The sequence below is a fragment of the Burkholderia metallica genome (assembly GCF_902832845.1).
Lineage (GTDB): Bacteria > Pseudomonadota > Gammaproteobacteria > Burkholderiales > Burkholderiaceae > Burkholderia > Burkholderia metallica.
On the sequence record NZ_CADFDB010000003.1, the window covers coordinates 119,058 to 139,062 of the forward strand.

General features: G+C 68.0%; 21 protein-coding genes. 8 read left to right on the plus strand and 13 right to left on the minus strand.

Going from position 1 to position 20,005, the window contains the following annotated elements:
* Positions 1–84 precede the first annotated feature (84 nt).
* Positions 85–1,206 (minus strand): transglycosylase SLT domain-containing protein, encoded by a 1,122-nt coding sequence (locus HWX08_RS10690; RefSeq protein ID WP_069256009.1) that lies wholly within the window; start codon positions 1,204–1,206, stop codon positions 85–87.
* Positions 1,207–1,802: 596 nt separating this feature from the next.
* On the opposite strand from HWX08_RS10690, the gene HWX08_RS10695 reads away from it, so the two are divergent.
* Both HWX08_RS10695 and HWX08_RS10700 read left to right on the plus strand, forming a co-directional pair.
* Positions 1,803–3,359: a UbiD family decarboxylase gene (locus HWX08_RS10695; protein ID WP_069256008.1), complete on the plus strand. Its 1,557-nt coding sequence runs from the start codon at positions 1,803–1,805 to the stop codon at positions 3,357–3,359.
* A 57-nt stretch (positions 3,360–3,416) separates the two neighbouring features.
* Positions 3,417–4,085, plus strand: coding sequence for a LysE family translocator (locus tag HWX08_RS10700; RefSeq protein WP_174919515.1), 669 nt, complete (start codon positions 3,417–3,419; stop codon positions 4,083–4,085).
* Between the two features lie 124 nt (positions 4,086–4,209).
* Here the strand turns inward: HWX08_RS10700 and HWX08_RS10705 are convergent, their stop codons facing one another.
* Positions 4,210–4,506: a hypothetical protein gene (locus tag HWX08_RS10705; protein WP_006488565.1), complete on the minus strand. Its 297-nt coding sequence runs from the start codon at positions 4,504–4,506 to the stop codon at positions 4,210–4,212.
* Positions 4,507–5,017: 511 nt separating this feature from the next.
* Between HWX08_RS10705 and HWX08_RS10710 the strand changes: the two genes are divergently transcribed.
* Both HWX08_RS10710 and HWX08_RS10715 read left to right on the plus strand, forming a co-directional pair.
* Positions 5,018–5,947: a Rossmann-like and DUF2520 domain-containing protein gene (locus HWX08_RS10710; protein WP_174919516.1), complete on the plus strand. Its 930-nt coding sequence runs from the start codon at positions 5,018–5,020 to the stop codon at positions 5,945–5,947.
* Positions 5,948–6,023: 76 nt separating this feature from the next.
* A complete protein-coding gene (locus HWX08_RS10715) occupies positions 6,024–6,587 on the plus strand; it encodes a YggT family protein (protein ID WP_027788138.1) in 564 nt (187 codons plus the stop codon).
* A 12-nt stretch (positions 6,588–6,599) separates the two neighbouring features.
* On the opposite strand, the gene HWX08_RS10720 is transcribed toward HWX08_RS10715, so the two are convergent.
* The 5 genes from HWX08_RS10720 to HWX08_RS10740 all read right to left on the minus strand — a co-directional run bounded on the left by HWX08_RS10720 (position 6,600) and on the right by HWX08_RS10740 (position 9,595).
* Positions 6,600–6,953 (minus strand): DUF190 domain-containing protein, encoded by a 354-nt coding sequence (locus tag HWX08_RS10720; protein ID WP_069256006.1) that lies wholly within the window; start codon positions 6,951–6,953, stop codon positions 6,600–6,602.
* Positions 6,954–6,976: 23 nt separating this feature from the next.
* Entirely contained in the window at positions 6,977–7,363 is a 387-nt protein-coding gene (crcB, locus tag HWX08_RS10725) for a fluoride efflux transporter CrcB (RefSeq protein ID WP_174919517.1), read from the minus strand.
* Between the two features lie 200 nt (positions 7,364–7,563).
* Positions 7,564–8,436: an SIR2 family NAD-dependent protein deacylase gene (locus tag HWX08_RS10730; protein WP_174919518.1), complete on the minus strand. Its 873-nt coding sequence runs from the start codon at positions 8,434–8,436 to the stop codon at positions 7,564–7,566.
* A gap of 182 nt (positions 8,437–8,618) precedes the next feature.
* A complete protein-coding gene (locus tag HWX08_RS10735; protein WP_069256003.1) occupies positions 8,619–8,999 on the minus strand; it encodes a DUF4406 domain-containing protein in 381 nt (126 codons plus the stop codon).
* On the minus strand, positions 8,996–9,595 hold the full coding sequence (locus HWX08_RS10740) for an NUDIX domain-containing protein (RefSeq protein WP_174919519.1): 600 nt from the start codon (positions 9,593–9,595) through the stop codon (positions 8,996–8,998). The genes HWX08_RS10735 and HWX08_RS10740 overlap by 4 nt, the downstream gene beginning before the upstream one ends.
* A gap of 81 nt (positions 9,596–9,676) precedes the next feature.
* On the opposite strand from HWX08_RS10740, the gene HWX08_RS10745 reads away from it, so the two are divergent.
* The 3 genes from HWX08_RS10745 (at position 9,677) to HWX08_RS10755 (ending at position 11,760) form a co-directional block, all read left to right on the plus strand.
* A complete protein-coding gene (locus HWX08_RS10745; protein ID WP_069256001.1) occupies positions 9,677–10,432 on the plus strand; it encodes a DeoR/GlpR family DNA-binding transcription regulator in 756 nt (251 codons plus the stop codon).
* Between the two features lie 180 nt (positions 10,433–10,612).
* A complete protein-coding gene (locus HWX08_RS10750; protein ID WP_174919520.1) occupies positions 10,613–11,224 on the plus strand; it encodes a chromate transporter in 612 nt (203 codons plus the stop codon).
* A complete protein-coding gene (locus HWX08_RS10755) occupies positions 11,221–11,760 on the plus strand; it encodes a chromate transporter (RefSeq protein WP_069255999.1) in 540 nt (179 codons plus the stop codon). The genes HWX08_RS10750 and HWX08_RS10755 overlap by 4 nt, the downstream gene beginning before the upstream one ends.
* 122 nt (positions 11,761–11,882) lie before the next feature.
* Here HWX08_RS10755 and scpB read toward each other — a convergent pair whose 3' ends face one another.
* The 3 genes from scpB to HWX08_RS10770 form a co-directional block, all read right to left on the minus strand.
* A complete protein-coding gene (gene scpB / locus HWX08_RS10760; protein ID WP_174919521.1) occupies positions 11,883–12,692 on the minus strand; it encodes a methylmalonyl-CoA decarboxylase in 810 nt (269 codons plus the stop codon).
* Complete coding sequence (locus HWX08_RS10765) at positions 12,689–13,912, minus strand: CaiB/BaiF CoA transferase family protein (RefSeq protein ID WP_174919522.1); 1,224 nt, start codon at positions 13,910–13,912, stop codon at positions 12,689–12,691. The genes scpB and HWX08_RS10765 overlap by 4 nt, the downstream gene beginning before the upstream one ends.
* A 61-nt stretch (positions 13,913–13,973) precedes the next feature.
* A complete protein-coding gene (locus tag HWX08_RS10770) occupies positions 13,974–15,296 on the minus strand; it encodes an MFS transporter (RefSeq protein WP_069255996.1) in 1,323 nt (440 codons plus the stop codon).
* Positions 15,297–15,467: 171 nt separating this feature from the next.
* Here HWX08_RS10770 and HWX08_RS10775 point away from each other — a divergent pair, with 171 nt between their 5' ends.
* Positions 15,468–16,397, plus strand: coding sequence for a LysR substrate-binding domain-containing protein (locus HWX08_RS10775; RefSeq protein WP_174919523.1), 930 nt, complete (start codon positions 15,468–15,470; stop codon positions 16,395–16,397).
* Between the two features lie 119 nt (positions 16,398–16,516).
* Here the strand turns inward: HWX08_RS10775 and HWX08_RS10780 are convergent, their stop codons facing one another.
* The 3 genes from HWX08_RS10780 to HWX08_RS10790 all read right to left on the minus strand — a co-directional run bounded on the left by HWX08_RS10780 (position 16,517) and on the right by HWX08_RS10790 (position 19,970).
* A complete protein-coding gene (locus HWX08_RS10780) occupies positions 16,517–17,683 on the minus strand; it encodes a mandelate racemase/muconate lactonizing enzyme family protein (protein WP_174919524.1) in 1,167 nt (388 codons plus the stop codon).
* 527 nt (positions 17,684–18,210) lie between these two features.
* Positions 18,211–18,555 carry a cupin domain-containing protein gene (locus HWX08_RS10785; RefSeq protein WP_174919525.1) on the minus strand — a complete coding sequence of 115 codons (345 nt, stop codon included), beginning with the start codon at positions 18,553–18,555 and terminating at the stop codon, positions 18,211–18,213.
* A 338-nt stretch (positions 18,556–18,893) separates the two neighbouring features.
* On the minus strand, positions 18,894–19,970 hold the full coding sequence (locus HWX08_RS10790; protein ID WP_107310911.1) for an Imm71 family immunity protein: 1,077 nt from the start codon (positions 19,968–19,970) through the stop codon (positions 18,894–18,896).
* Positions 19,971–20,005: the final 35 nt, after the last annotated feature.

Consider the following 20,005-nt stretch of genomic DNA (forward strand, 5'->3'; position numbering starts at 1 on the left):
GCCGCAAAAACGAAAAGGCACCCTGATCGGGTGCCTTTTTCGTTTCCCGCCGGCCGGAGCCCCGCCGTACGTTACCGCCGTACGTTACGCGCCGAGCTCCGAATGGTCGCCGTGCGACTGCTTCGCGGTGTCGACGCTTGCGTCGTCCTGCGGCGATGCGTCCTTCGATGCGGCCGCCTTCACCGACGTCGTGCCGTCGAGCGTCGCATGCACGCGCTTCGCTCCGCCCGCCGCGGCCGTGACGGCAGCGGTCGTGACGATCGGCTTCGCGGGCTGGGCCGGCGCCTGCGGCGCATTGATCGGCACGCTCCGGCCACGCGCGACGTCGCGCAGGCGACCGCGCTCGGCCATCACCTTCGAACCGTAGCCGTTGTCGTCCGGGTTCGTCGAGCCGTTGTACATGCGCAGGCCGTTCGCGAGCGAGCCGCCGCGTGCGATGCAGTCCTTCAGCACGAGCGCGCCGACCTGGAGGTTCGCAAGCGGCTGAAGTGCGGTATCGGTGCCGCCGAAATACTCGAACTTGTCGGAATGGACCTTCGACATGACCTGCATCAGCCCCTTCGCGCCGACGCCGCTCTCCGCGTACGGGTTGAAGCCCGATTCGATCGCCATCACCGACAGCAGCAGCAGCGGATCGAGGCCGACGTCACGGCCGGTCTGGAACGCTGCCTTGACGAGCTGGCCGAGCGGCTCCTGCGCGACGTGGTAGCGGCGCGACAGGTAGGTCGCGACGAGCGCCTGTTCGCGATTCGACGCGAGCGCACGGTCGTCGCGCGCATCGGCCGCCACGCGCTGGATCGGGATCAGCTTGGCGAGTGCGACGGGCGACGGGCCGTTACGGACCGCATCGGCCGCATCGCCCTGCGTGGCGGCTTCCGGTGCGACGTCGAGGCCGACCGCGAGCGCGTCCGTTTCCGGGCCGTCGTCCTGCTGCGGCTGCGCGCCGGCGGGCGCGAAGTTCGGCAGAGGATGGCCGGTCAGCAGACGGGCCGGCCCGGCTTGCACGGCCGCGGATACGACCGGCATCAGCTTCGCGGCGAGCGTGCCGCGGACGGTTGGCAGCAGCCACAGTGCGAGCGCAACTGCGACGGCCAAACAGCCGACAACGCTGAATAGATGGTGACTGACACGCGTCCCGCGACGCAGCATGCTGCGCACGAACTGCGCATGCTGCTCACTAGGACGCCACGATAACCAAGCGTTCATTCAGATCATCTCCCATGAACATGACTCGTGCGGCTCGCTCAGCTCGGTGGCGAGACAGGTAACGCGCCGCGGAATCACGACGCCGCACGCTTTGGTTGGGGCGTGCAGACATCGGGGAAACGGTATAAGTACCGTTCGAGGCCACGGTGTAAGAGGGCCGGCACCTTCGCACATTGGGCGAGGCGGGCATACGCGGTGGCACCCACGCAAAAAACCAGCGTCTGGTGGCGCTGGCTGAGACTACGACTAAGGCCGTCGGATACGCCGTGCAGGATTCGGCGGACGGTGACGCGCTGCGTCAAAGATCGGTGATTGGCGGCTCGAAGCCTTTTACCCTGCAGCCAATGTGAGCGGATTCTAGCAGGGTTTTATAGATCGTCAACACTATAAAATCTCAAAATCATAACAAAAAGTAATTTTGAATTGCTCTTCAGAACGCAATCCCCGTGCCGTAGGGGGTTTGCGCGCGATCGACTTTTTTCTGCGCCGGGCGGGCTTGCGGCGGCGCGGGTAAAATCGTCGGTCGATTCGGGGCCGCAGCCGGCGGCTGCGCCCGCCCATCGCTGCCCGCCGTGCGGGTGGCCCGGACCTTCTTCATGAAATACAAAGACTTACGCGATTTCACCCAGCGCCTCGAGACGCTCGGCGAACTGCGGCGCGTCACGCAGCCCGTGTCGCCCGTGCTCGAAATGACCGAGCTGTGCGACCGCGTGCTGCGCGCCGGCGGCCCTGCGCTGCTGTTCAACGCGCCGACCGGCTTCGATTTCCCGGTGCTCGGCAACCTGTTCGGCACGCCGCGCCGCGTCGCGCTCGGGATGGGTGTCGATGCGGGCGACGACGCCGCGCTCGATTCGCTGCGCGATCTCGGGCGGCTGCTGTCCGCGCTGAAGGAGCCCGATCCGCCGAAGAGCCTGAGGGACGCCGGCAAGCTGCTGTCGCTCGCGAAGGCCGTGTGGGACATGGCGCCGAAATCGGTGTCGGCGCCGCCGTGCCAGGAGATCGTCTGGGAAGGCGCCGACGTCGACCTGAACCGGCTGCCGATCCAGACCTGCTGGCCCGGCGACGCGGGGCCGCTCGTCACGTGGGGCCTGACGGTCACGCGCGGGCCGAACAAGTCGCGGCAGAACCTCGGGATCTATCGCCAGCAGCTGATCGGCCGCAACAAGCTGATCATGCGCTGGCTCGCGCATCGCGGCGGCGCGCTGGACTTCCGCGAATTCGCGCTGCGCAATCCCGGCAAACCGTATCCGGTCGCGGTGGTGCTCGGCGCCGATCCGGCCACCACGCTCGGCGCGGTGACGCCCGTACCCGATTCGCTGTCCGAGTACCAGTTCGCCGGGCTGCTGCGCGGCAGCCGCACGGAGCTCGCGAAGTGCCTGACGCCCGGCGTCGACACGCTGCAGGTGCCCGCACGCGCGGAGATCGTGCTCGAAGGCTTCATCTATCCGCAGGAAGGCGCGCCCGCCCCCGCTCCGGCCGGTGCACCGCCGCGCCCGGCCGGTGGCGCGTCGGCCAGCTACGAGCACGCGCTCGAAGGCCCGTACGGCGACCACACCGGCTACTACAACGAGCAGGAGTGGTTCCCGGTGTTCACCGTCGAGCGCATCACGATGCGCCGCGACGCGATCTATCACTCCACCTACACGGGCAAGCCGCCCGACGAGCCCGCGGTGCTCGGCGTCGCGCTCAACGAGGTGTTCGTGCCGCTGCTGCAGAAGCAGTTCACCGAGATCACCGACTTCTACCTGCCGCCCGAAGGCTGCAGCTACCGGATGGCCATCGTCCAGATGAAGAAGAGCTACGCGGGCCACGCGAAGCGCGTGATGTTCGGCGTGTGGAGCTTCCTGCGGCAGTTCATGTACACGAAGTTCATCGTGGTCGTCGACGAGGACGTGAACATCCGCGACTGGAAGGAAGTGATCTGGGCGATCACGACGCGCGTCGACCCCGTGCGCGACACGGTGATGGTCGACAGCACGCCGATCGACTATCTGGACTTCGCGTCGCCGGTGGCCGGCCTCGGCTCGAAGATGGGGCTCGACGCGACCAACAAGTGGCCCGGCGAGACGAACCGCGAATGGGGCCGCCCGATCGAAATGGATGCCGCCGTGAAGGCGCGCGTCGACCGGCTCTGGCAGGAGATCGGCCTCTGATGCGATGCGGCCGGCGATAGCCGGCCCGTGGATCGCCACCCGACAAGAATCACGCAGATGACCTTTCCGCCTACCTCCATGTTGTCCGACGGCTTTTTCCTGTCGCTGTCGCTGTGTCTCGACATCGGCCTCGTCAACGTCGCGATGCTGTCGCTGACGCTGTCGCACGGCTTCCGGCCGGGCTTCTGGCTCGGCATCGGCTCGTGCGTCGGCGACCTCGTCTATGCGGCGCTCGCGCTCGCGGGGATGGCCGTGCTGCTGCAGTTCGAGCCCGTGCGCTGGATCGTGTGGATCGGCGGCGGCGCGGTGCTGCTGTTCCTCACGTGGAAGATGGCGCGCGAAGCGCTCGTGCCCGCCAAGGCCGCCGGCGACGAAGCGGAAGATACGCCGCAGCCGCGCGCCAGTGCGCGGCGCAGTTTCCTGCGCGGGATGCTGCTCGCGATGTCGTCGCCGAGCGCGATCCTGTGGTTCGCGGCGGTCGGTGGCGCACTGATCGCGAAAGCCGGCGCGACCACGCCGGCCACCGCATCGGTGTTCCTGTCGGGATTTTTTCTCGGCGGGCTCGCGTGGACGCTCTTCATGTGCACGCTCGCGAGCCAGGGCCGCAAGCGCGCGGGCGCCGGGCTGATGCGCGCGTGTCACGTCGCGTCGGCGCTGCTGTTCGCGTATTTCTCGTACAGCGTGATCGTCGGCGGCTACCGCGACCTGATCGTGCACGCGGTGTAATCGAACCCCGCCCGCACGGGCCGCGCGCCGATATCGGCGATAGCGCCCAAAAGAAAAACGGCGCAGCGCCCCTGTCGGGACGGTGCGCCGTTTTGCCGCGCGCGGTCAGGCCGCGCGGGACGAATCAGCGACGCCAGTAGCCGTGATGGCCCCAGCCGCCGTAACCATGGCGCCAGTACGGGCGGCCATAGTAGCCGCCGACGACCACGGCAGGCGGCGGCGCGTAGTAGGCCGGCGCCGGTGCGTAATAGACGGGCGGAGGCGGCGGCGCGTAGTACACGGGCGGCGGCGGTGCATAGACGGGATAAGCGGGCGCGACCGGGATGCCGATGCCGACCCCGATCGACACGTGAGCCTGAGCAGCGCTTGCGGCACCCAGGCCCAGCGCGGCGGCGGCGATGAACGGAATGAGCTTTTTCACTTCGATTCTCCTGCTGGAGCGGTAATTTATGCGCTCCTGTCGGCAACGGCGGGCGTGCACGTCGCATGGAAGCAATGTAGCGAAAACCCGCCCTTCGCGTATCGTGCATTTGTTGCAAATTGCAATTGCACGCGGCCGGAGCCGCGCTGCGGGGTCGTTCGCAGCAGGGCCGGCGACCCTTGCCGGTCGCGCGATTCCGTCCGACGAGAGGGATCACCCCATCCAGGCCGGTCAGTCTTACCGGATACGGCGCACGCGGCGGGCCTGCGACCGTAATGAACGATTACAAATTTGAGACAAGATCCCGACATATCAAGCGGGACTCGGGCCGCGAAGTTTCGGGGTCGAATTCCATGATCGCGAATTCCCCGACGCCGGGCGCCGACGCTCGCATCGGTCGCGCCGCATATAGGCGGTCGCGCAGGTGTGCGCACGGAGACGGCCCTTTCGCGGCCGCGCCGTCATTCCTGAGATACTGGCGGTTGCTTCGTTTTCGCTTACGCCCGCTGCCATGTCCGTTCCCGATACTCCCCGCCTCGGCTTCATCGGCGCCGGCCGTCTCGCGCGCTGCGTCGCGCAGCGCTTCGCGCAGGCCGGCTTTCCGGTCGTCGCGATCGCGAGCCGCACGCCCGCGTCGGCCACGACCCTCGCCGCGCGCATCGACGGCTGCCGGGCGGTCGACACGCCGCAGCAGGTCGTCGACGCCGCCGACCTGATCTTCCTGACGGTACCCGACGACCATCTCGCGTCGACCGCCGCGGCGCTGCACTTCGATCCTTCGCGCGCCGCGCAGCAGGCGATCGTTCATTGCAGCGGCGCGTCGGCGGTCGCGCTGCTCGATCCGGCGAAACGGCAACGCGCGGCCACCGGCGGCTTCCATCCGCTCTACCTGTTCGGCGGCACCGATGCCGACCTCGCCCGCATCGACGGCTGCTCGGTCACAATCGAAGCCGACGGCGCATTGCACGCCACGCTGATGCGACTTGCTGCCGCACTCGGCTGCCATCCGCTGTCGATTCCGGCCGGCGGCCGGATGCTCTATCACGCGGCCGCGCACTACGCGGCGAGCTTCGCGCTGTGCGGGCTGGCGGAAGCGGTCGAACTGTGGCGCGGCCTCGGTTTCGACGAGGACGCCGCACTGCGCGCGCTGCTGCCGATGCTGGCCGGCACGATCGAGACCGCCCGCGACAAGGGGCTCGCGAACGCGCTCTCAGGCCCGGTGTCGCGCGGCGACACGGGCATCGTCGAGCGCCAGCTCGCGCTGCTCGAGGCGCGCGGCGGCGATCACGCGACGCTGTACGCGCTGCTGACGCGCCGCGCGGTCGCGCTCGCCGCGCAGCGCGCCACGCCGCCGGCGACGCTGCCGGCGCTCGCCGAAGCCGTCGAAACGTCGCTCGCGCGCACGGCCGTGCCCCCCTCCCCGTCGCGAGACGAGGCGTGATAAGGTGTCGGCCGATGCGCCGCCATCCGGCGTTGGCGGCCGCACGCTACTGACCGTATAAAAAAGGATGCCAACGATGTTCGGCGAGATCGCCCGTTTTCTGCTCAATACCATCTTCACGCTGTTCGGCGCCGCGCTGATCCTGCGCGTCTGGATGCAGGCCGTCCGCGTGCCGCCGTACAACCCCGTCACGCAGGCCGTGCTGCAGGCGACCAACTGGCTCGTGCTGCCGCTGCGCCGCGTGATCGCGGGCGTGCGCGGCATCGACTGGGCCAGCGTCGTCGCCGCGCTGCTCACCGCGCTCGTCTACGTCGTACTGATGGTCGTGATGGCCGGCTTCGATCCGGCCGCGGTGATCGCGACGCTCGTCGTGGTCGCGCTGCTCACCGTCGTGAAGTGGGCGCTCAATCTCGTGATCTGGATGACGATCCTGATGGCGCTGCTGTCGTGGCTCAATCCGCGCTCGCCGGCCATGCCGATCCTCTACCAGCTCACCGCACCGTTCCTGAACCCGCTGCGCCGCGTCATCCCGAATCTCGGCGGCATCGACCTGTCGCCGATCCTGCTGTTCGTGATCGTCCAGGTGCTGCTGATGATCGTCACGCGCGCGGCCGTGTCGCTGACGATGTTCGGCATCTGACGCAGCCGCACCCTACGCCGCCGGCCCTTGCGCCGGCGGTGCCGCGCCAAGCGTGTCGATCACGCCGAAGTGCGCGGGCATCATCGCGTAGCACACGCGCACCTTCTCGTGCGACAGCCGCTCGAGCAAGCGCTGCGCCTCGTCCTCGGTGACGATGAATTCGACCTCGATCGCGAGCGACCCCTGCAGTTCGAAGAAGCGGTCCTCGTGCAGCACGCGGTGCTGACCGAAACCGGCCATCGCGCGAAACGCGGACCCGCCCGCGACGCCCATCCGGTTCGCCTCCTCCAGCAGCCATTCCCACAGCGGCTTCCAGTGCAGCCGGTGCCGCTCGTGCACGTAGAAGCGCAAGAAGACCTTGTCCATCGCTCCCTCCGATGGCGGCGCGCTCAGGCCGCCGCGAGCCACGCGCGCGCGGTCCACATGCCGAGCGCCGTCAGCGCGAACGATCCAGTCAAGTGTAGGGCAGCCACCGCAAACGCCCATCCGAATTCGCCCTGCAGCGCATGCGTCATCACTTCGACCGAATAGGTCGAGAACGTCGTGAGGCCGCCGAGAAAGCCCGTGATCACGAACAGCCGCCACTCGGGCGGCAGGCCTACGCGCATCGTGAACACGACGGCGGCGATGCCGATCACGTAGGCACCGATCAGGTTCGCGGCGAGCGTGCCGAGCGGCACGGCAGGAAAGAACGGGTTGAGCGCGAGGCTCAGGAACCAGCGCAGCAACGCGCCGAGGCCGGCGCCGACGAAGATCGCGACGATCGAATAGAACAAGGGCGCTCCCGGTCGATGATTCGGCTGAAATCAGCCGCCGCCCCGCGGCTTGGCGGGGCCGTGTCCGTGTCCTCCGTCCGGACGCGCGTGGTGCGTTCGCGGCGGCACTGGGTGAACTGTATGCGGATTCGCCACGCGCCCGCAACGACGTCGGGCGGCTGGACGGCGGGGCGTTCGGGTCGTCTCGCCCGCCGGCGGGCTCACGCGCGTTGCCAGGCTGCGTCGAGCACCTTCAGCGTCGCCAGCGCACCGCCCTTCAAGCCGATCACGTCCGCCCGGCGCGCATGCGCTTCGCGCGCGTTGATGCGGATCACGTCGACGCCGAGCCGCTCGCCCAGCAGCCGCACGGTCGGGATGGCGGTACCCGCGCCGATTTCGACCACGACGACGCGCCCGGCCCGCGCGATCCAGTCTTCCAGCGCACGCTCCTGCGCGTCGTAGCGCGCACCGAGCCAGCCGCTGTCGCCGAACATCAGGATGTTCGGCCGGGCAAGGCCGCCGCAGTGCGGACAGCGCGGCATGTCGCCGACGAGGCGACACGTGGCTTCGTCGACTTCCGGCGCGAACGACGCCGCATCCCACGTGTCGTCCGAACACGGGCGCAGGCACTGCATCGCGTGGATCGACCCGTGGATCTCGACGATCCGCGCCGGATCGAAACCGGCTTTCTGGAACTGGCCGTCGACGTTGCTCGTCAGCACGAAGCCGCCGTTCGGCATCGCGTCGATCCAGCGGCGCAGGATTGCGAAGCCCGCATGCGGCACCGTCGCACGATAGAGCGCGAGACGATGCCCGTAGAAGCCCCACGCGAGCGGCGCGCGCGCACGGAACGCGTGCGGCGACGCGATCTCGTGGAATTCGAAACGCTCGTGGCGCAGCGCCGGATACGCGCGCCAGAATCCGTCCGTGCCGCGAAAATCGGGCAGCCCGGAATCGACACCGATACCGGCGCCGGCGGTCACGAGCAACGCGTCGGCGCGCGCGAGCGCGGCAACGGCGGAGGCGACGAGCTCGGGGGGCAGGTGCGCGCTGGTGGCGTCAGCGTCGGAGTTGGCGGAGTCGGGAAACGGCATGATGGGGCGGAGGTAGCGTCGAACGAAGCGCGGGAATCGTCGCGATCATACGCCGGTTCGCGCGCAGCGCGGCGTGCGCGATGCGACGCCATGACGCGATGCTTGCCTCGCCTCGAATAGTGCGGCCGCCGACACGAAACGAGGCACCGCCGGCCGTCTCAAGGCCCCCCCTCGCGGCCTGTTCAGTGATCCGAATCGTCCTGCACGACCGGAATCTCGTCGACCGAGAAATAGACCGTCTTGCCGAGCCGCCGCGCAAGCGTGACATCCGCGTCGGCCCCGCGCGACGCACCGTCGATCCGCCACACCGCATCGCAACGACGCAGCAGCCGGTGCGCGGCCGGATACAGGAACGCTTCGCTGATCGCATCGCCGACCTGTCGCGACCCGGCCGCGACGGCGAGCGGCAGCGACACCCACTCACCGATCATCGGCACGTGCCCGCGGCGATACACGGCGAGCGCCGCCGCCTCCAGCCGGTGCAGGTTCGCGGCGATGCGCGCGGGGTCGCCGTCCGTGCCGCTGCGATAAGGGCCGGCGACCAGCACGAGCAGCGGCGTCATGCCGTGCGCACGTCGGCGGTTTCCCGCAGCGCGACGTACTGGAGCAGCATGATCGTCTTCGCATCGACGATCTCGCCGCGCTCGGTCGCGTCCAGCGCCGCCTGCAGCGGCATCTCGACGACCTCGAGATCCTCGCCCTCTTCCGCGACGCCGCCGCCATCGCCGGCGCGCAGCGACGCATCGTATTCGCCGACGAAGAAATGCAGCTTCTCCGTCACCGAGCCCGGGCTCATGAACGCTTCGAACACCTTGCGCACGCCACGCACGCGATAGCCGGTCTCCTCTTCGGCCTCGGCGCGGATCCGCACTTCGGGCGTCGCGTCGTCGAGCAGGCCGGCCGCGGTCTCGAGCAGCATGCCGTCGTGCCCGCTGACGAATGCCGGCATCCGGAACTGGCGCGTCAGCAGCACGTCGCCCGTATCGGCATGACGCAGCAGGATCGTCGCGCCGTTGCCGCGATCGTAAGTCTCCCGGCTCAGGCGCTGCCACGTCCCGTCGCGACGCAGGAAATCGAACGTCACCTTCTTCAGCACATACCAGTCATCGGACAGCACCGTCGTATCGACGATGCGGACCCGGTCGCGTGTTGCAGCCATTCCGGCCTCCCGTTCGACAAAAGACGGGGCCCATGGTAACGTGCATATTCGTGCAACTTCAAGAACATTCGTGCAACCGCGATGCTGACGACACAACGCAAGAAAGCGATCCTCGACGCACTCGCGCGCGACGGCCAGGTACTGGCGGTCGAGTTGAGCGCGCAATTCGGCGTATCCGAAGACACGGTCCGCCGCGACCTGCGCGAGCTCGCGGCCGAAGGCCTGCTGCAGCGCGTGCATGGCGGCGCGCTGCCGGCGTCGCCGGCCGTTGCGCCGTTCGCGCAGCGCGAGGCGCTCGAGACGGCCGAAAAACGGCGCATCGCGCGGCGCGCCGCGGCGATGATCGCGCCCGGACAGGTGGCGATCGTCGACGGCGGCACGACTTCGGCGCTGCTCGTCAGCCAGTTGCCGGCCGATCTGCGCGCGACGATCGTCACGCACAGCCCGAGCGTCGCGGTCGCACTCGCCGCGCATCCGTCGATCGACGTGATCCTGATCGGCGGGCGGCTCTACAAGCATTCGATCGTCGCCGTCGGCGCGGCGGCGATGGAGGGCATCGCGCGCATCCATGCGGACCTCTACTTCATGGGCGTCACGGGCGTGCATCCGGTCGCGGGGCTCAGCACCGGCGATTTCGAGGAAGCGGCGATCAAGCGCGCGCTGGCCGAACGCGCTGCCGAAACGGTCGTGCTCGCGTCGCAGTCGAAGCTGCGCGCGGCATCGCAGTTCGTGATCGGCGAAATCACGCTGGCGCATACCGTGGTGGTCGAAAAGGAAACCGCCGCCGAATTGACGACGCCGATCGAGGCCGCGGGGGTGACGATCGTGCGCGCGTAGTGGGGGGTGCGGCTGCGCTGGACGGGCTGGATCTGTCGGATCTGCGGGCGCGCGATGCCCCGAACACGCTGTAACACCACCGTCGAGCCCACCCGCCTTCATCGCCCCCCCTGTCAGCGGGCTGACAGTATCCGCTTGCTAACATGGGCACCCGCCCAACCGCCACGCACCGCCCGTCCGATGCCTCCGCCCTCCGCCGCCCCTTCCCCGACTCCGCCCGCGGGCGATGCACCGCCGCCCGGCGTCCTCGCGCTGTTCATCGCGTTCTCGCAGATCGGCCTGACCAGCTTCGGCGGCGGGCTCAGCGGCCGGATGATGCGCGACTTCGTGTACGAGCGACGCTGGCTCGACGAGGAGGCGTTCCTCAACGGCCTCGCGCTGTCGCAGGCGCTGCCGGGCGTCAACGTGAAGAACCTCGCGATCTGGATCGGCTACCGGCTCGCCGGATGGCGCGGCGCGGTGGCCGGCTTCACCGGCATCATCGCGCCGCCGGCCGTGCTGATCGTGCTGTTCGGCATCGCGTTCTCGACCCTCACGCGCTTTCCGCTCACGCATGTCGCGCTCGCAGGCGCCGCGGCCGCGGCGATCGGGCTGTCGATCTCGATGGCGATCACCGCCGTGCGCCGGCTGCCGCGCCGCGCACTGCCGTTCGCGGTGATGGCGCTGACCTTCGTCTCGGTCGCGGTGCTGCACTGGCCGCTCGTATGGACCGTGCTGGTCGGCGGCACGCTGAGCGTCGCACTCGAATACCGCCGTGCGGCCGCGACACCGACCGGGAGCGACACGCGATGACTGCGTCGCAGCGCTACGCCGCGCTGTTCGGCGTGTTCGCGCCGCTGTCGATCGCGACGATCGGCGGCGGACAGGCGATCATCGCCGACATCCAGCGACAGGTCGTCGACGTGCATCACTGGATGACCGCCACGCAATTCGTGAACGACTTCGCGATCGCGCGGATGGCGCCGGGCCCCGGCTCGCTGCTGGCGACGTTGATCGGCTGGCAGGTGGCCGGCTTCTGGGGCGCGGTGATCGCGACGCTCGCGCTGTTCGGCCCGACCGCGTTCCTCATCTACGGCGTCGCGCATCTGTGGCGCCGCCACCAGGGCGCGCGCTGGCAGATCGCGCTCGAAGCCGGCCTGCGCCCGGTCGCGGCCGGCATGATCCTCGCGTCGGTGTGGGTGTTGCTGCAGGCGCTCGACGGCGGCTGGGCCGCTCGCGCGATCGCGGTCGCGTCGACGCTGTGCGTGATCTATACGCGCGTTCATGCGCTGCTGCTGATCGCGGTCGGCGCGTTGTTGCTGGTCGGCATGCATGCGCTCGGCATGTAGCCGGCACGGAATGTGCGACGGCGATGCGATGCGACAGCGTGGCACGCGCCGGCAACCGCGAACGACGCAGCCGATACCGGTGCCTTTCACCGCTTGGATGTCCGGCTCGCACGACACCTCGCCTACACCCCGCGAAACACCGGCGCGCGGCGCTCCGCAAACGCCCGCAGCCCTTCGTCGAAATCCGCGCCGGCGCACGCGTGCCGGCGCAGCTCGGCGATCCGCTCGAACGCGTCGGCCGGCAACGGTCGCGCGTCCTGCAGCACGCGCAACTGCTCCTTCACCGCATACACCGCGAGCGGCGCCTTCGCGGCGATCGTGCGTGCGACGTCGAGCGCCGCCTCGTCGACGCCGCCGGCTTCCGCCAGCCGGTTCACGAGCCCGTGATGCGCGGCGCGCTCCGCATCGAGCGGCTGCGCGCAGAAGAACATCTCCTTCAGCACGTGGATCGGCAGGTTGTCGTAGAAACGCAGCAATCCGCTCGTCGAATACGGCAGGCCGATGTTCGCCGGCGTCATCGCGAAACGCGCGTCGCGCGACGCGACCACCAGGTCGCAGCTCATCACGAGATCGACCGCCCCGCCCCACGCGGAACCCGACACCGCCGCGATCACCGCGCCCGGATAGGTCCGCACGCGGCGCAGCGCACGTTCGAGCGGCTTGCCATACGCGAGCGGATCGCGATCGTCGGCCAGCTCACGCAGGTCGTGCCCGGCGCTCCACACGTCGCCGCTGCCGTCGTTCGACAGGATCACGACGGGCGGCGGACGGTGCGCGGCCAGCGTATCGAGTCGCGCGACGAGCGCATCGAGCAACGGTGCGTCGAGTGCATGCCGTCGCGCGGGATTCGCGAACCGCACGCGCGCGATCCGTTGGCCGATCATGTCGACCGTGACGTTCGACGCTCGGTCGTGTTTTGTCGTATCGCTCATTGCGCGGCCTCCACCGGCGCTTCGGCCTGAAAGATCGTGCGCGCGGCCAGCAGCGCGTCGATCGCATCGTCGTCGTAGCCGGCTTCGCGCAGTACGTCGACCGTATGCTCGCCGAGCAGCGGCGGCGCATGGCGCGTGCGCGGCTCCGGCAGTTCGTCCCCCATCCCGCCGAGCGGCGTGACGACCTGCCGCAGCGTGCCGAGCGTCGGATGCGCAACCGGCTCGACCAGCCCGCAATGCGCGAGTTGCGGATCGTCGAACACTTCGTCGAGCGTATTGATCGGCCCGGCCGGCAGCCCGGCGTCGACGAAACGCTGCGTCCATTCGCGCTTGCCGCGCGTGCGCAGCCGGCTTTCGAGCAACGCTTTCAGTTCGTCGCGGTGCGCGACGCGTGCATCGTTGGTCGCGAAACGCGGATCGTTCGGCAGCTCGGGCAGATCCAGCAGCTGGCACAGCCGCAGCCACATGTCGGTCGTGATCGGCGCGAGATTGAGCGGCCCGTCGGCCGTCTCGAACACGCCGTACGGCGCGATCACCGCATGCGCATTGCCGGTGCGGCGCGGCACGTCGCCGAGGCTCAGGTAGCGCTGCCCGTGCACGCTCAACAGCGACACGAGGCTCTCGAGCAGCGACGTGCCGACATGCTGCCCGCGCCCCGTCCGCTCACGCTCGAACAGCGCGGCCGTCACGCCGGTCGCGACCCATATACCCGAGCTGAGATCGCCGATCGCCGTGCCCGTGCGAGTCGGCTCGCCGTCGGGGAAACCGGTGACGCTCATCAGCCCCGCATAGCCCTGCGCGATCTGGTCGAAGCCCGGCCAGTCGCGCAGCGGCCCGCGCGGGCCGAACGCGGTGACGCTGCCCATCACGAGCCGCGGATCGCGCGCACTCAGCGCCGCATAGCCGAGCCCCATCGCATCCATCGTGCCGGCTTTGAAATTCTCGATCACGACGTCGGCCTGCGCGATCAGCCGGCGCACGACGTCGAGACCGGCCGGTTGCCGGAAATCCACGCAGATACCGCGCTTGTTGCGGTTGCAGGACAGGTAGTACGTGCTCACGCCGCGATCGAACGGCCCCCATGCGCGGCTCATGTCGCCGTGCGGCCCCGACTCGACCTTGATCACGTCGGCGCCGAGATCGGCGAGCACCATCGAGCAGAACGGCCCCGACAGCGCGCGACTCAGATCGACGACCCTGATTCCTTGTAATGCCTGCATTCCCGACTCCTGATATTGATGATGAGGTGTAGCTCGTTCCCGAACGATCGCGGCGCGCCGCTCATTCGGGCAGCGTCTGGTGGCGCGTTTCGACCGCGAACGGCAGGATCAGGATGCCGAGCCCGAACACGGCCGCGGTCCATGCGACCGGCACGCCGAGCGATCCGTAGCCGTGAATCGCGGCGCCGAGCAGGAAGTTCACGCCCGCGCCGATGAAGCGGCCGACCGACGCGTTGAACGCGAACGCGGTGGCGCGCACGCGTGTCGGATACTGCTCGGGCAGCCACAACGAGAAGATCGCGAAGTTGCCGCCGAAGAAACCGAGGAACGCGAGCGACACCATGAACGCCGTGAGCCCGTTCGGCTGGTAGAACGCCCAGCCGAACGCGAACACGATCGATGCGGCCATGCCCGCGAAATACACGCCGAGCGCGGTGCGCCGGCCGAGCCGTTCGGACAGCCACGGCGCGACCAGGCAGCCGGCGATCGTCGCGCACGACAGGATCGCCGCGCCGACCGACGCGAGCCGCATTGCGCCGATGTGGTCGATGCCCGCGCGCGCCGCCAGCGTGCTGACCGCGCTCGCCTCGTAGACGGAGCCGGCCCACAGCCCGACGATCGCGACGCCGACGAGGCTCGCGCTCGTCAGCGTGCGGCGCAGGAACGCCGGCGCGAAGATCTCGCGCAGCGGATGCGCACGCTTCGCCTGCGCGGCGTCGCCGTCGCGCGCATCGTGGCGGCGCCACTGCCCCGGCTCCTTCACGCGCATCACGGTGAACACCGCGAGCAGCGCGGGCGCGAGCCCGCACAGGAACATCGCGCGCCAGCCGTAGGTCGCGCCGATCGTATAGTTCAGGCACGCCGCGATGAAGAAGCCGAAGTAGTAGCCCGTCTGCAGATAGCCGGCGCCCATCTTGCGACGGTCCTCCGGCCAGCTCTCGGCCACGTAGGTGCCCGCGAGCGCCCATTCGCCGCCGACGCCGATCCCGGCGATCAACCGGCACGCGGCCAGCGCCCACACGTCGTGCACGAACGCGGCCGCGCCGGTGAACACCGAGTAGATCAGGATGCTCGCGGCGAGCGTGCGCACGCGGCCGAAGCGGTCGGCGAGCGGCCCCCAGATGAACGACAGCCCCCAGCCGATCAGGAACAGCGCGAACAGGATCGAGCCGTACATCCCGAGATTCGCGGGCGTCGCCGCGATGCCGGACGCCGGCAGCAGTTCGGTCAGCGCCGGAATCAGCACCAGCGCGTAGATCACCGAATCCACGCCGTCGAGCACCCAGCCCGCATACACGGCCCAGAAGCCCTTGACCTGCTCGCGCGTGAGCGGCGTGCGCCGCGGCTTCGCGCCGGCGGCGGGCGCGTCGATCGCCTTGAACATCTTCGTCTCCTTGCCGGCGTGGGCCGGCGCTTTCGCCGCGTCCGGTCCGGGATGGCCGGCAGTCGGGCTCTTTTGTGAGACGAGTATAGAAACCCTATCGATCGCAGAAAAATATGATATTCATCTTGCTCGATCGGATTGGCTTATGGCTTGAATCGGGAGACGGCGACGATGGACTTGAGACAGTTGCGCTATTTCGTGAAGGTCGTCGAATGCGGCAACGTCACGCATGCGAGCGAGGCGCTGCACGTCGCGCAGCCGGCGGTGAGCCAGCAGATGCGCAATCTCGAACAGGATCTCGGGATGCAGTTGCTCGAACGCAGCGTGCGCGGCGTCGCGCCGACCGCCGCCGGCCGCACGCTGTACCGGCACGCGCTTGAACTGCTGCGCCAGGCCGACGGCACGCGCGAGCTGCTGCGCCGCGACGCCGACACGCCGCAGGGCCGCGTGACGGTCGGCATGCCGTCGAGCACCGCGCGCGTGCTGGCCATTCCGCTCGCCCGCGCGGTGCGCGACCGCTTTCCCGGCATCATGCTGGAGCTGATCGACGCGCCGAGCGCCGATCTCGACACGCTGCTCGAACGCGCGCGGCTCGATCTCGCGATCGTCGTCGATGCGGTGGAAACGCGCGGCATCGCAGTCCACCGGCTGCTGACCGAGACGCTGTACCTGATCACGTGGCCCGGGTTTCCGGTGCCGGACGATCCCGTGCCGCTCGACGCGATCGCGCGGATGCCGCTCGTGCTGCCGAGCGCGCCGAACACGATCCGCAACCGGGTCGACTGGGCGATGCGCGAGGCCGGGTTGTCGTACGAAATCAGCTTCGAGGCGAGCTCGACCGGGCTGCTGTTCGCGGCCGTGATGGCGCAGCTCGGCGTGACGATCCTGCCGTGGACGGCCGCGCACGTCGAGATCGAGGAGCGCAAGCTCAAGCTGTCGACGGTCGCGCACCGGCTGTTCGCGCGCGATCTGTCGCTGTGCTGGCACGATACGGCGCTCGTCAGCAACGCGGTGCTGAAGGTGAAAGCGGAGATCGTCCGGCTGTTCGACACGCTCGGGCAGCGGCCGGAGTGGGCGGCCGGGCAGGCCGACCGTGCGTGACTGGAGCGGCGCGGGCACGTGCCGCGCGTGGTTCTTTCGCATGGCGCGTGCTCGATTTCTTCGTCGCGGCGATGATGCTCGGCTTCGCGGTGCGTTTCGCGGTCGACGCGCTTCAAGGGTCAGCGGCCGGACATCGATACCGCACGAAACACGTCGCGCGCGCCGGCATGAAGCTCGAAGCCGATGCCCGGTGCCTGCGGCACGCGTGCGTATCCCGCGTCGACGGTTTCGCCGTCGGCGAGCCCGCTGAACGGATGGAATGCGAAGGGGCTGACTTCCGCGCCGCCGAGCCCGAGCGCCGCGACGACGTGCAGCGAGAACAGGTGGCCGCCGTGCGGCCAGAACGCGTCGCGCCGCCAGCCGCGCGACGCGAAGTGTTCGACGATTTGCAGATAGCCGGGCAGCCCGTAGCAATGCACCGGATCGAACACGAGCACGTCGCGCTCGGGACGCAGGCCGCCGTAGCGGTCGAGCAGCTTCGCTTCCGCGAGCGAGAACAGCGCCTCGCCCGCCGCGATCGGCGCTGCGTAGCGCGTGGCGACATGCGCCTGAAGCGGCAGGTCGAGCGGGTCGCAGACGTCCTCGAACCACCAGAGATCGAACGGCGCGAGCATCGCGGCGGCCGCGTCGACGGTCGTCGCGTCGTACGTGTTCATCGCGTCGACCGCGAGATGCGAGCTGTTCGCCAGGTGCGCGGCGGCGGCTTCGATGCGCCGGCGGTCCTGATCGAAATCCGTGCCGCCGATCTTGATCTTCGCGTGCGTGTAGCCGAGATCGGCGATGCGGCGCATCTCGTCCGACAGCCGCGCGAGATCGTCATGCGGATAGCGGTAGCCGCCGCCTGCGTACACGCGCACGCGCGGTGCGGCCGTGCGTTCAAGCCGGTCAGCGAGAAAGCGATGGAGCGGCAGGCCGGCGATTTTCGCGGCGGCATCCCAGATCGCCATGTCGAGCGTGCCGACCGCCACGCAGCGTTCGCCGTGTCCGCCGGGCTTTTCGCCGGCCATCATCGCGCGCCATGCGCGGAACGGATCGAGGTTCGTGCCGGCTTCGTCCGCGAGCGTGTCGGCGGCGGCCAGCAGGCGCGGCGCGAACCGTTCGCGGATCAGGCCGCCCTGCGCGAAGCGGCCGATCGATGCGTAGCCGTGGCCCGTCACCGGGCGGCCGTCGCGCACGACGTCGGTGGTGACCGCTACGACGCTCGTCGTCAGCCCGCCGGACGGGATCGCCGGATCGGCATAGCGGGAGACGGGAATCGCTTGCTCGTGGATCGCGGTAATGCGCATGGTCGGGGTTCCGGGAAAACGGTCGGTGTTCGCGGGTCATGCTCGCATGGCGGCCGGCGCAACTGCCGGATCGCTGCATCATAGGCGCATGCGCGAAGTCACGCAGGCTCGCGACCGTCGTGCAATTCGATCGGCAGCGGCGGAATCATGCCGCTCCTTACCGCATCGGCGTATGGACGCGATCGCTGCCTGCGGCGTGCGGTTCGTCGAACGACACGCCAGGCACTGGGCATGAATGGCCGTGATACGGGCGTGGCGACTGGCCCCAAGCTACGCCGCGTCGCGATGCTGTCGATCGAGGGCGTGATCGGCGGGATGGCCGAACCGGCCGAGCATGCGACCACGCACGATGCGTTGTTTCCGAACTGGAACTTCCGAACTGGAACGAGTGCTATTGAGCCGAAATTCCTCGCGGGTCATCCCGGCAGCAATCCCTGTTCGCTGGTATCGGCCGAAGGGTGCGGTTCAATGCGCCGGAACGACCGGCGCCTTTTGCGCAGGTCGAACCGGTCAACCGGTCAACGTGCTCAGGCGAAGACGAAATACTTGCGCACCGTTTCCACCACTTCCCACGTCCCTTTCATGCCGGGTTCGATCACGAACACGTCGCCGGCTTTCAAGTGCACCGCCTTTTCCCCTTCCGGCGTGATGATGCAGTAGCCGTCGAGGAAGTGGCAGTACTCCCATTTCTCGTAGTTCACCTCGAACTTGCCCGGCGTGCAGATCCAGGTGCCCATGATCTTGCTGCCGTCGTTCGAGACGTAAGCGTTGAGGTTCACGGTATGCGGGTCGCCGCCGATGCGCTTCCACTTGGTCGCATCGAGGACCGGGGTCGGGCAGGTTTCGCGCAGAACGGTGATGAAATCGGACATGTCAGCTCCAGAGCAACGATCGAATGAGAGGACTGTCACGTTAGTGCGAAAGGGCTGTCGGGACTTGTATGGGTCCGACGCCGACTCGTCTATTTTCGACACCGGCTCGTCTGCAAGCGCGCTTCCCTCTGGCTCGGGCGCAACGGCCCCTAGATTTGCGGATTCAACCAATCGAGCAAATTGCGTTGACGAACCTCGTTTTTATCCGCATCCCCAGCCGCCGAAATCTTCGCGAACCGCCGCAGAATGTAGTGGCGCACCTTCTCGAAGCGCTTGTGCTACTTGTAATTCAGGGTAGACGACAGCGCGTGCGAATACCCTATTGCCTCGGCAGCTATTCAATTGTCCGGTTGCGGATCGGCATAATGCCAAATGACCATCCCCCACGCCGTGCGCTGCGGCCCCGGCATAGGCGCTCCGGCCTCGACATGAACCGAATCTTTCACAGCCGGGCTTTGCCAGTAACCGGTGCGCGGACAAGGCTCTCCGGGCAGCACCCGTAGCCTCGGTTGCGCGACGGGCGTGGGGAAGTAGGTTTCCTCCTCCGCTGGAATGCTGCCATCACGGTAGCGCTTGTCCTCCCACAGCAGCCGCCAGCGCACCACATGTTCGTCGTTCGTACCTTCTAACAGGTACTTGTGGGCAATACTGCCTTTGAGGAAGTAGCTCGGACAGCCCACCTTGCCGGACGGAAACCACGGCTCCCAGATACCCTCGACAGGAATCTCCTGATCGCTGTAAATCTCACCGCTTGCGGATTCGTTCTTCGGCGGACAGGGAGGAAGCGATGCGGGATAGGTGCGACCGGGTGGCCAATACCGCCATGCAGGCAGGGGCGCATTTTCAAACATGGATTCATAGGTCCAGTGCTCAAATACCCGGGTCCCGCCATCCGCACGTGTTCCGTATGCAAGCATCCCGGTATAACCGAATCCGACCGTGCACTTGAGCGCGTAGCAAATCAATCTCTCGATCCATACTCCCTCGGCGAACCCGGTGGCATACACCGGGTCCGAAAAGTTGGTGTCCTTCAGTCCCAGTGAATGAAAAAACGGATCGTATTTGCGACCGATTTCAAGCGCGCTCCGTCCAAACAACAGGTCGCCACCCTGCTGGCTTCCTATGACCAACGCGTCGTATGCTGCTCGTTTGTCAAGACCTCGGCGCAATGCGTCGATGCCCAGATCCATGTGCACCAGGGCCCCCAAGAAATCGTGTGTGTAGGCTTCCTCAAGCTCCGCCTGATTTGGGCTCGGTGTGTCCAGTTGTTTGGCGTACGCGCCGAGAAAATCCCGATATAGTCCAACGGCGTATTCCAGGAACGTGAAACTCGTCCATTTCTTGAGCAGATAAAACGCCTTTGCTCGCGCATCCTGTTCCTGCTCGGGGGTCATGGTCAAAATATTCAACATCATGGAACCTGTTCGTCCGTCGATTGTTTGCCGCTATC

What these genes read in the sequence shown, in the direction of transcription:
- HWX08_RS10690 (WP_069256009.1), bottom strand. Translation starts at nt 1,206, where the DNA reads ATGAACGCTTGGTTATCGTGGCGTCCTAGTGAGCAGCATGCGCAGTTC.
- HWX08_RS10695 (WP_069256008.1), top strand. Translation starts at nt 1,803, where the DNA reads ATGAAATACAAAGACTTACGCGATTTCACCCAGCGCCTCGAGACGCTC.
- HWX08_RS10700 (WP_174919515.1), top strand. Translation starts at nt 3,417, where the DNA reads ATGACCTTTCCGCCTACCTCCATGTTGTCCGACGGCTTTTTCCTGTCG.
- HWX08_RS10710 (WP_174919516.1), top strand. Translation starts at nt 5,018, where the DNA reads ATGTCCGTTCCCGATACTCCCCGCCTCGGCTTCATCGGCGCCGGCCGT.
- HWX08_RS10715 (WP_027788138.1), top strand. Translation starts at nt 6,024, where the DNA reads ATGTTCGGCGAGATCGCCCGTTTTCTGCTCAATACCATCTTCACGCTG.
- HWX08_RS10720 (WP_069256006.1), bottom strand. Translation starts at nt 6,953, where the DNA reads ATGGACAAGGTCTTCTTGCGCTTCTACGTGCACGAGCGGCACCGGCTG.
- HWX08_RS10730 (WP_174919518.1), bottom strand. Translation starts at nt 8,436, where the DNA reads ATGCCGTTTCCCGACTCCGCCAACTCCGACGCTGACGCCACCAGCGCG.
- HWX08_RS10735 (WP_069256003.1), bottom strand. Translation starts at nt 8,999, where the DNA reads ATGACGCCGCTGCTCGTGCTGGTCGCCGGCCCTTATCGCAGCGGCACG.
- HWX08_RS10740 (WP_174919519.1), bottom strand. Translation starts at nt 9,595, where the DNA reads ATGGCTGCAACACGCGACCGGGTCCGCATCGTCGATACGACGGTGCTG.
- HWX08_RS10745 (WP_069256001.1), top strand. Translation starts at nt 9,677, where the DNA reads ATGCTGACGACACAACGCAAGAAAGCGATCCTCGACGCACTCGCGCGC.
- HWX08_RS10750 (WP_174919520.1), top strand. Translation starts at nt 10,613, where the DNA reads ATGCCTCCGCCCTCCGCCGCCCCTTCCCCGACTCCGCCCGCGGGCGAT.
- HWX08_RS10755 (WP_069255999.1), top strand. Translation starts at nt 11,221, where the DNA reads ATGACTGCGTCGCAGCGCTACGCCGCGCTGTTCGGCGTGTTCGCGCCG.
- scpB (WP_174919521.1), bottom strand. Translation starts at nt 12,692, where the DNA reads ATGAGCGATACGACAAAACACGACCGAGCGTCGAACGTCACGGTCGAC.
- HWX08_RS10765 (WP_174919522.1), bottom strand. Translation starts at nt 13,912, where the DNA reads ATGCAGGCATTACAAGGAATCAGGGTCGTCGATCTGAGTCGCGCGCTG.
- HWX08_RS10770 (WP_069255996.1), bottom strand. Translation starts at nt 15,296, where the DNA reads ATGTTCAAGGCGATCGACGCGCCCGCCGCCGGCGCGAAGCCGCGGCGC.
- HWX08_RS10775 (WP_174919523.1), top strand. Translation starts at nt 15,468, where the DNA reads ATGGACTTGAGACAGTTGCGCTATTTCGTGAAGGTCGTCGAATGCGGC.
- HWX08_RS10780 (WP_174919524.1), bottom strand. Translation starts at nt 17,683, where the DNA reads ATGCGCATTACCGCGATCCACGAGCAAGCGATTCCCGTCTCCCGCTAT.
- HWX08_RS10785 (WP_174919525.1), bottom strand. Translation starts at nt 18,555, where the DNA reads ATGTCCGATTTCATCACCGTTCTGCGCGAAACCTGCCCGACCCCGGTC.
- HWX08_RS10790 (WP_107310911.1), bottom strand. Translation starts at nt 19,970, where the DNA reads ATGATGTTGAATATTTTGACCATGACCCCCGAGCAGGAACAGGATGCG.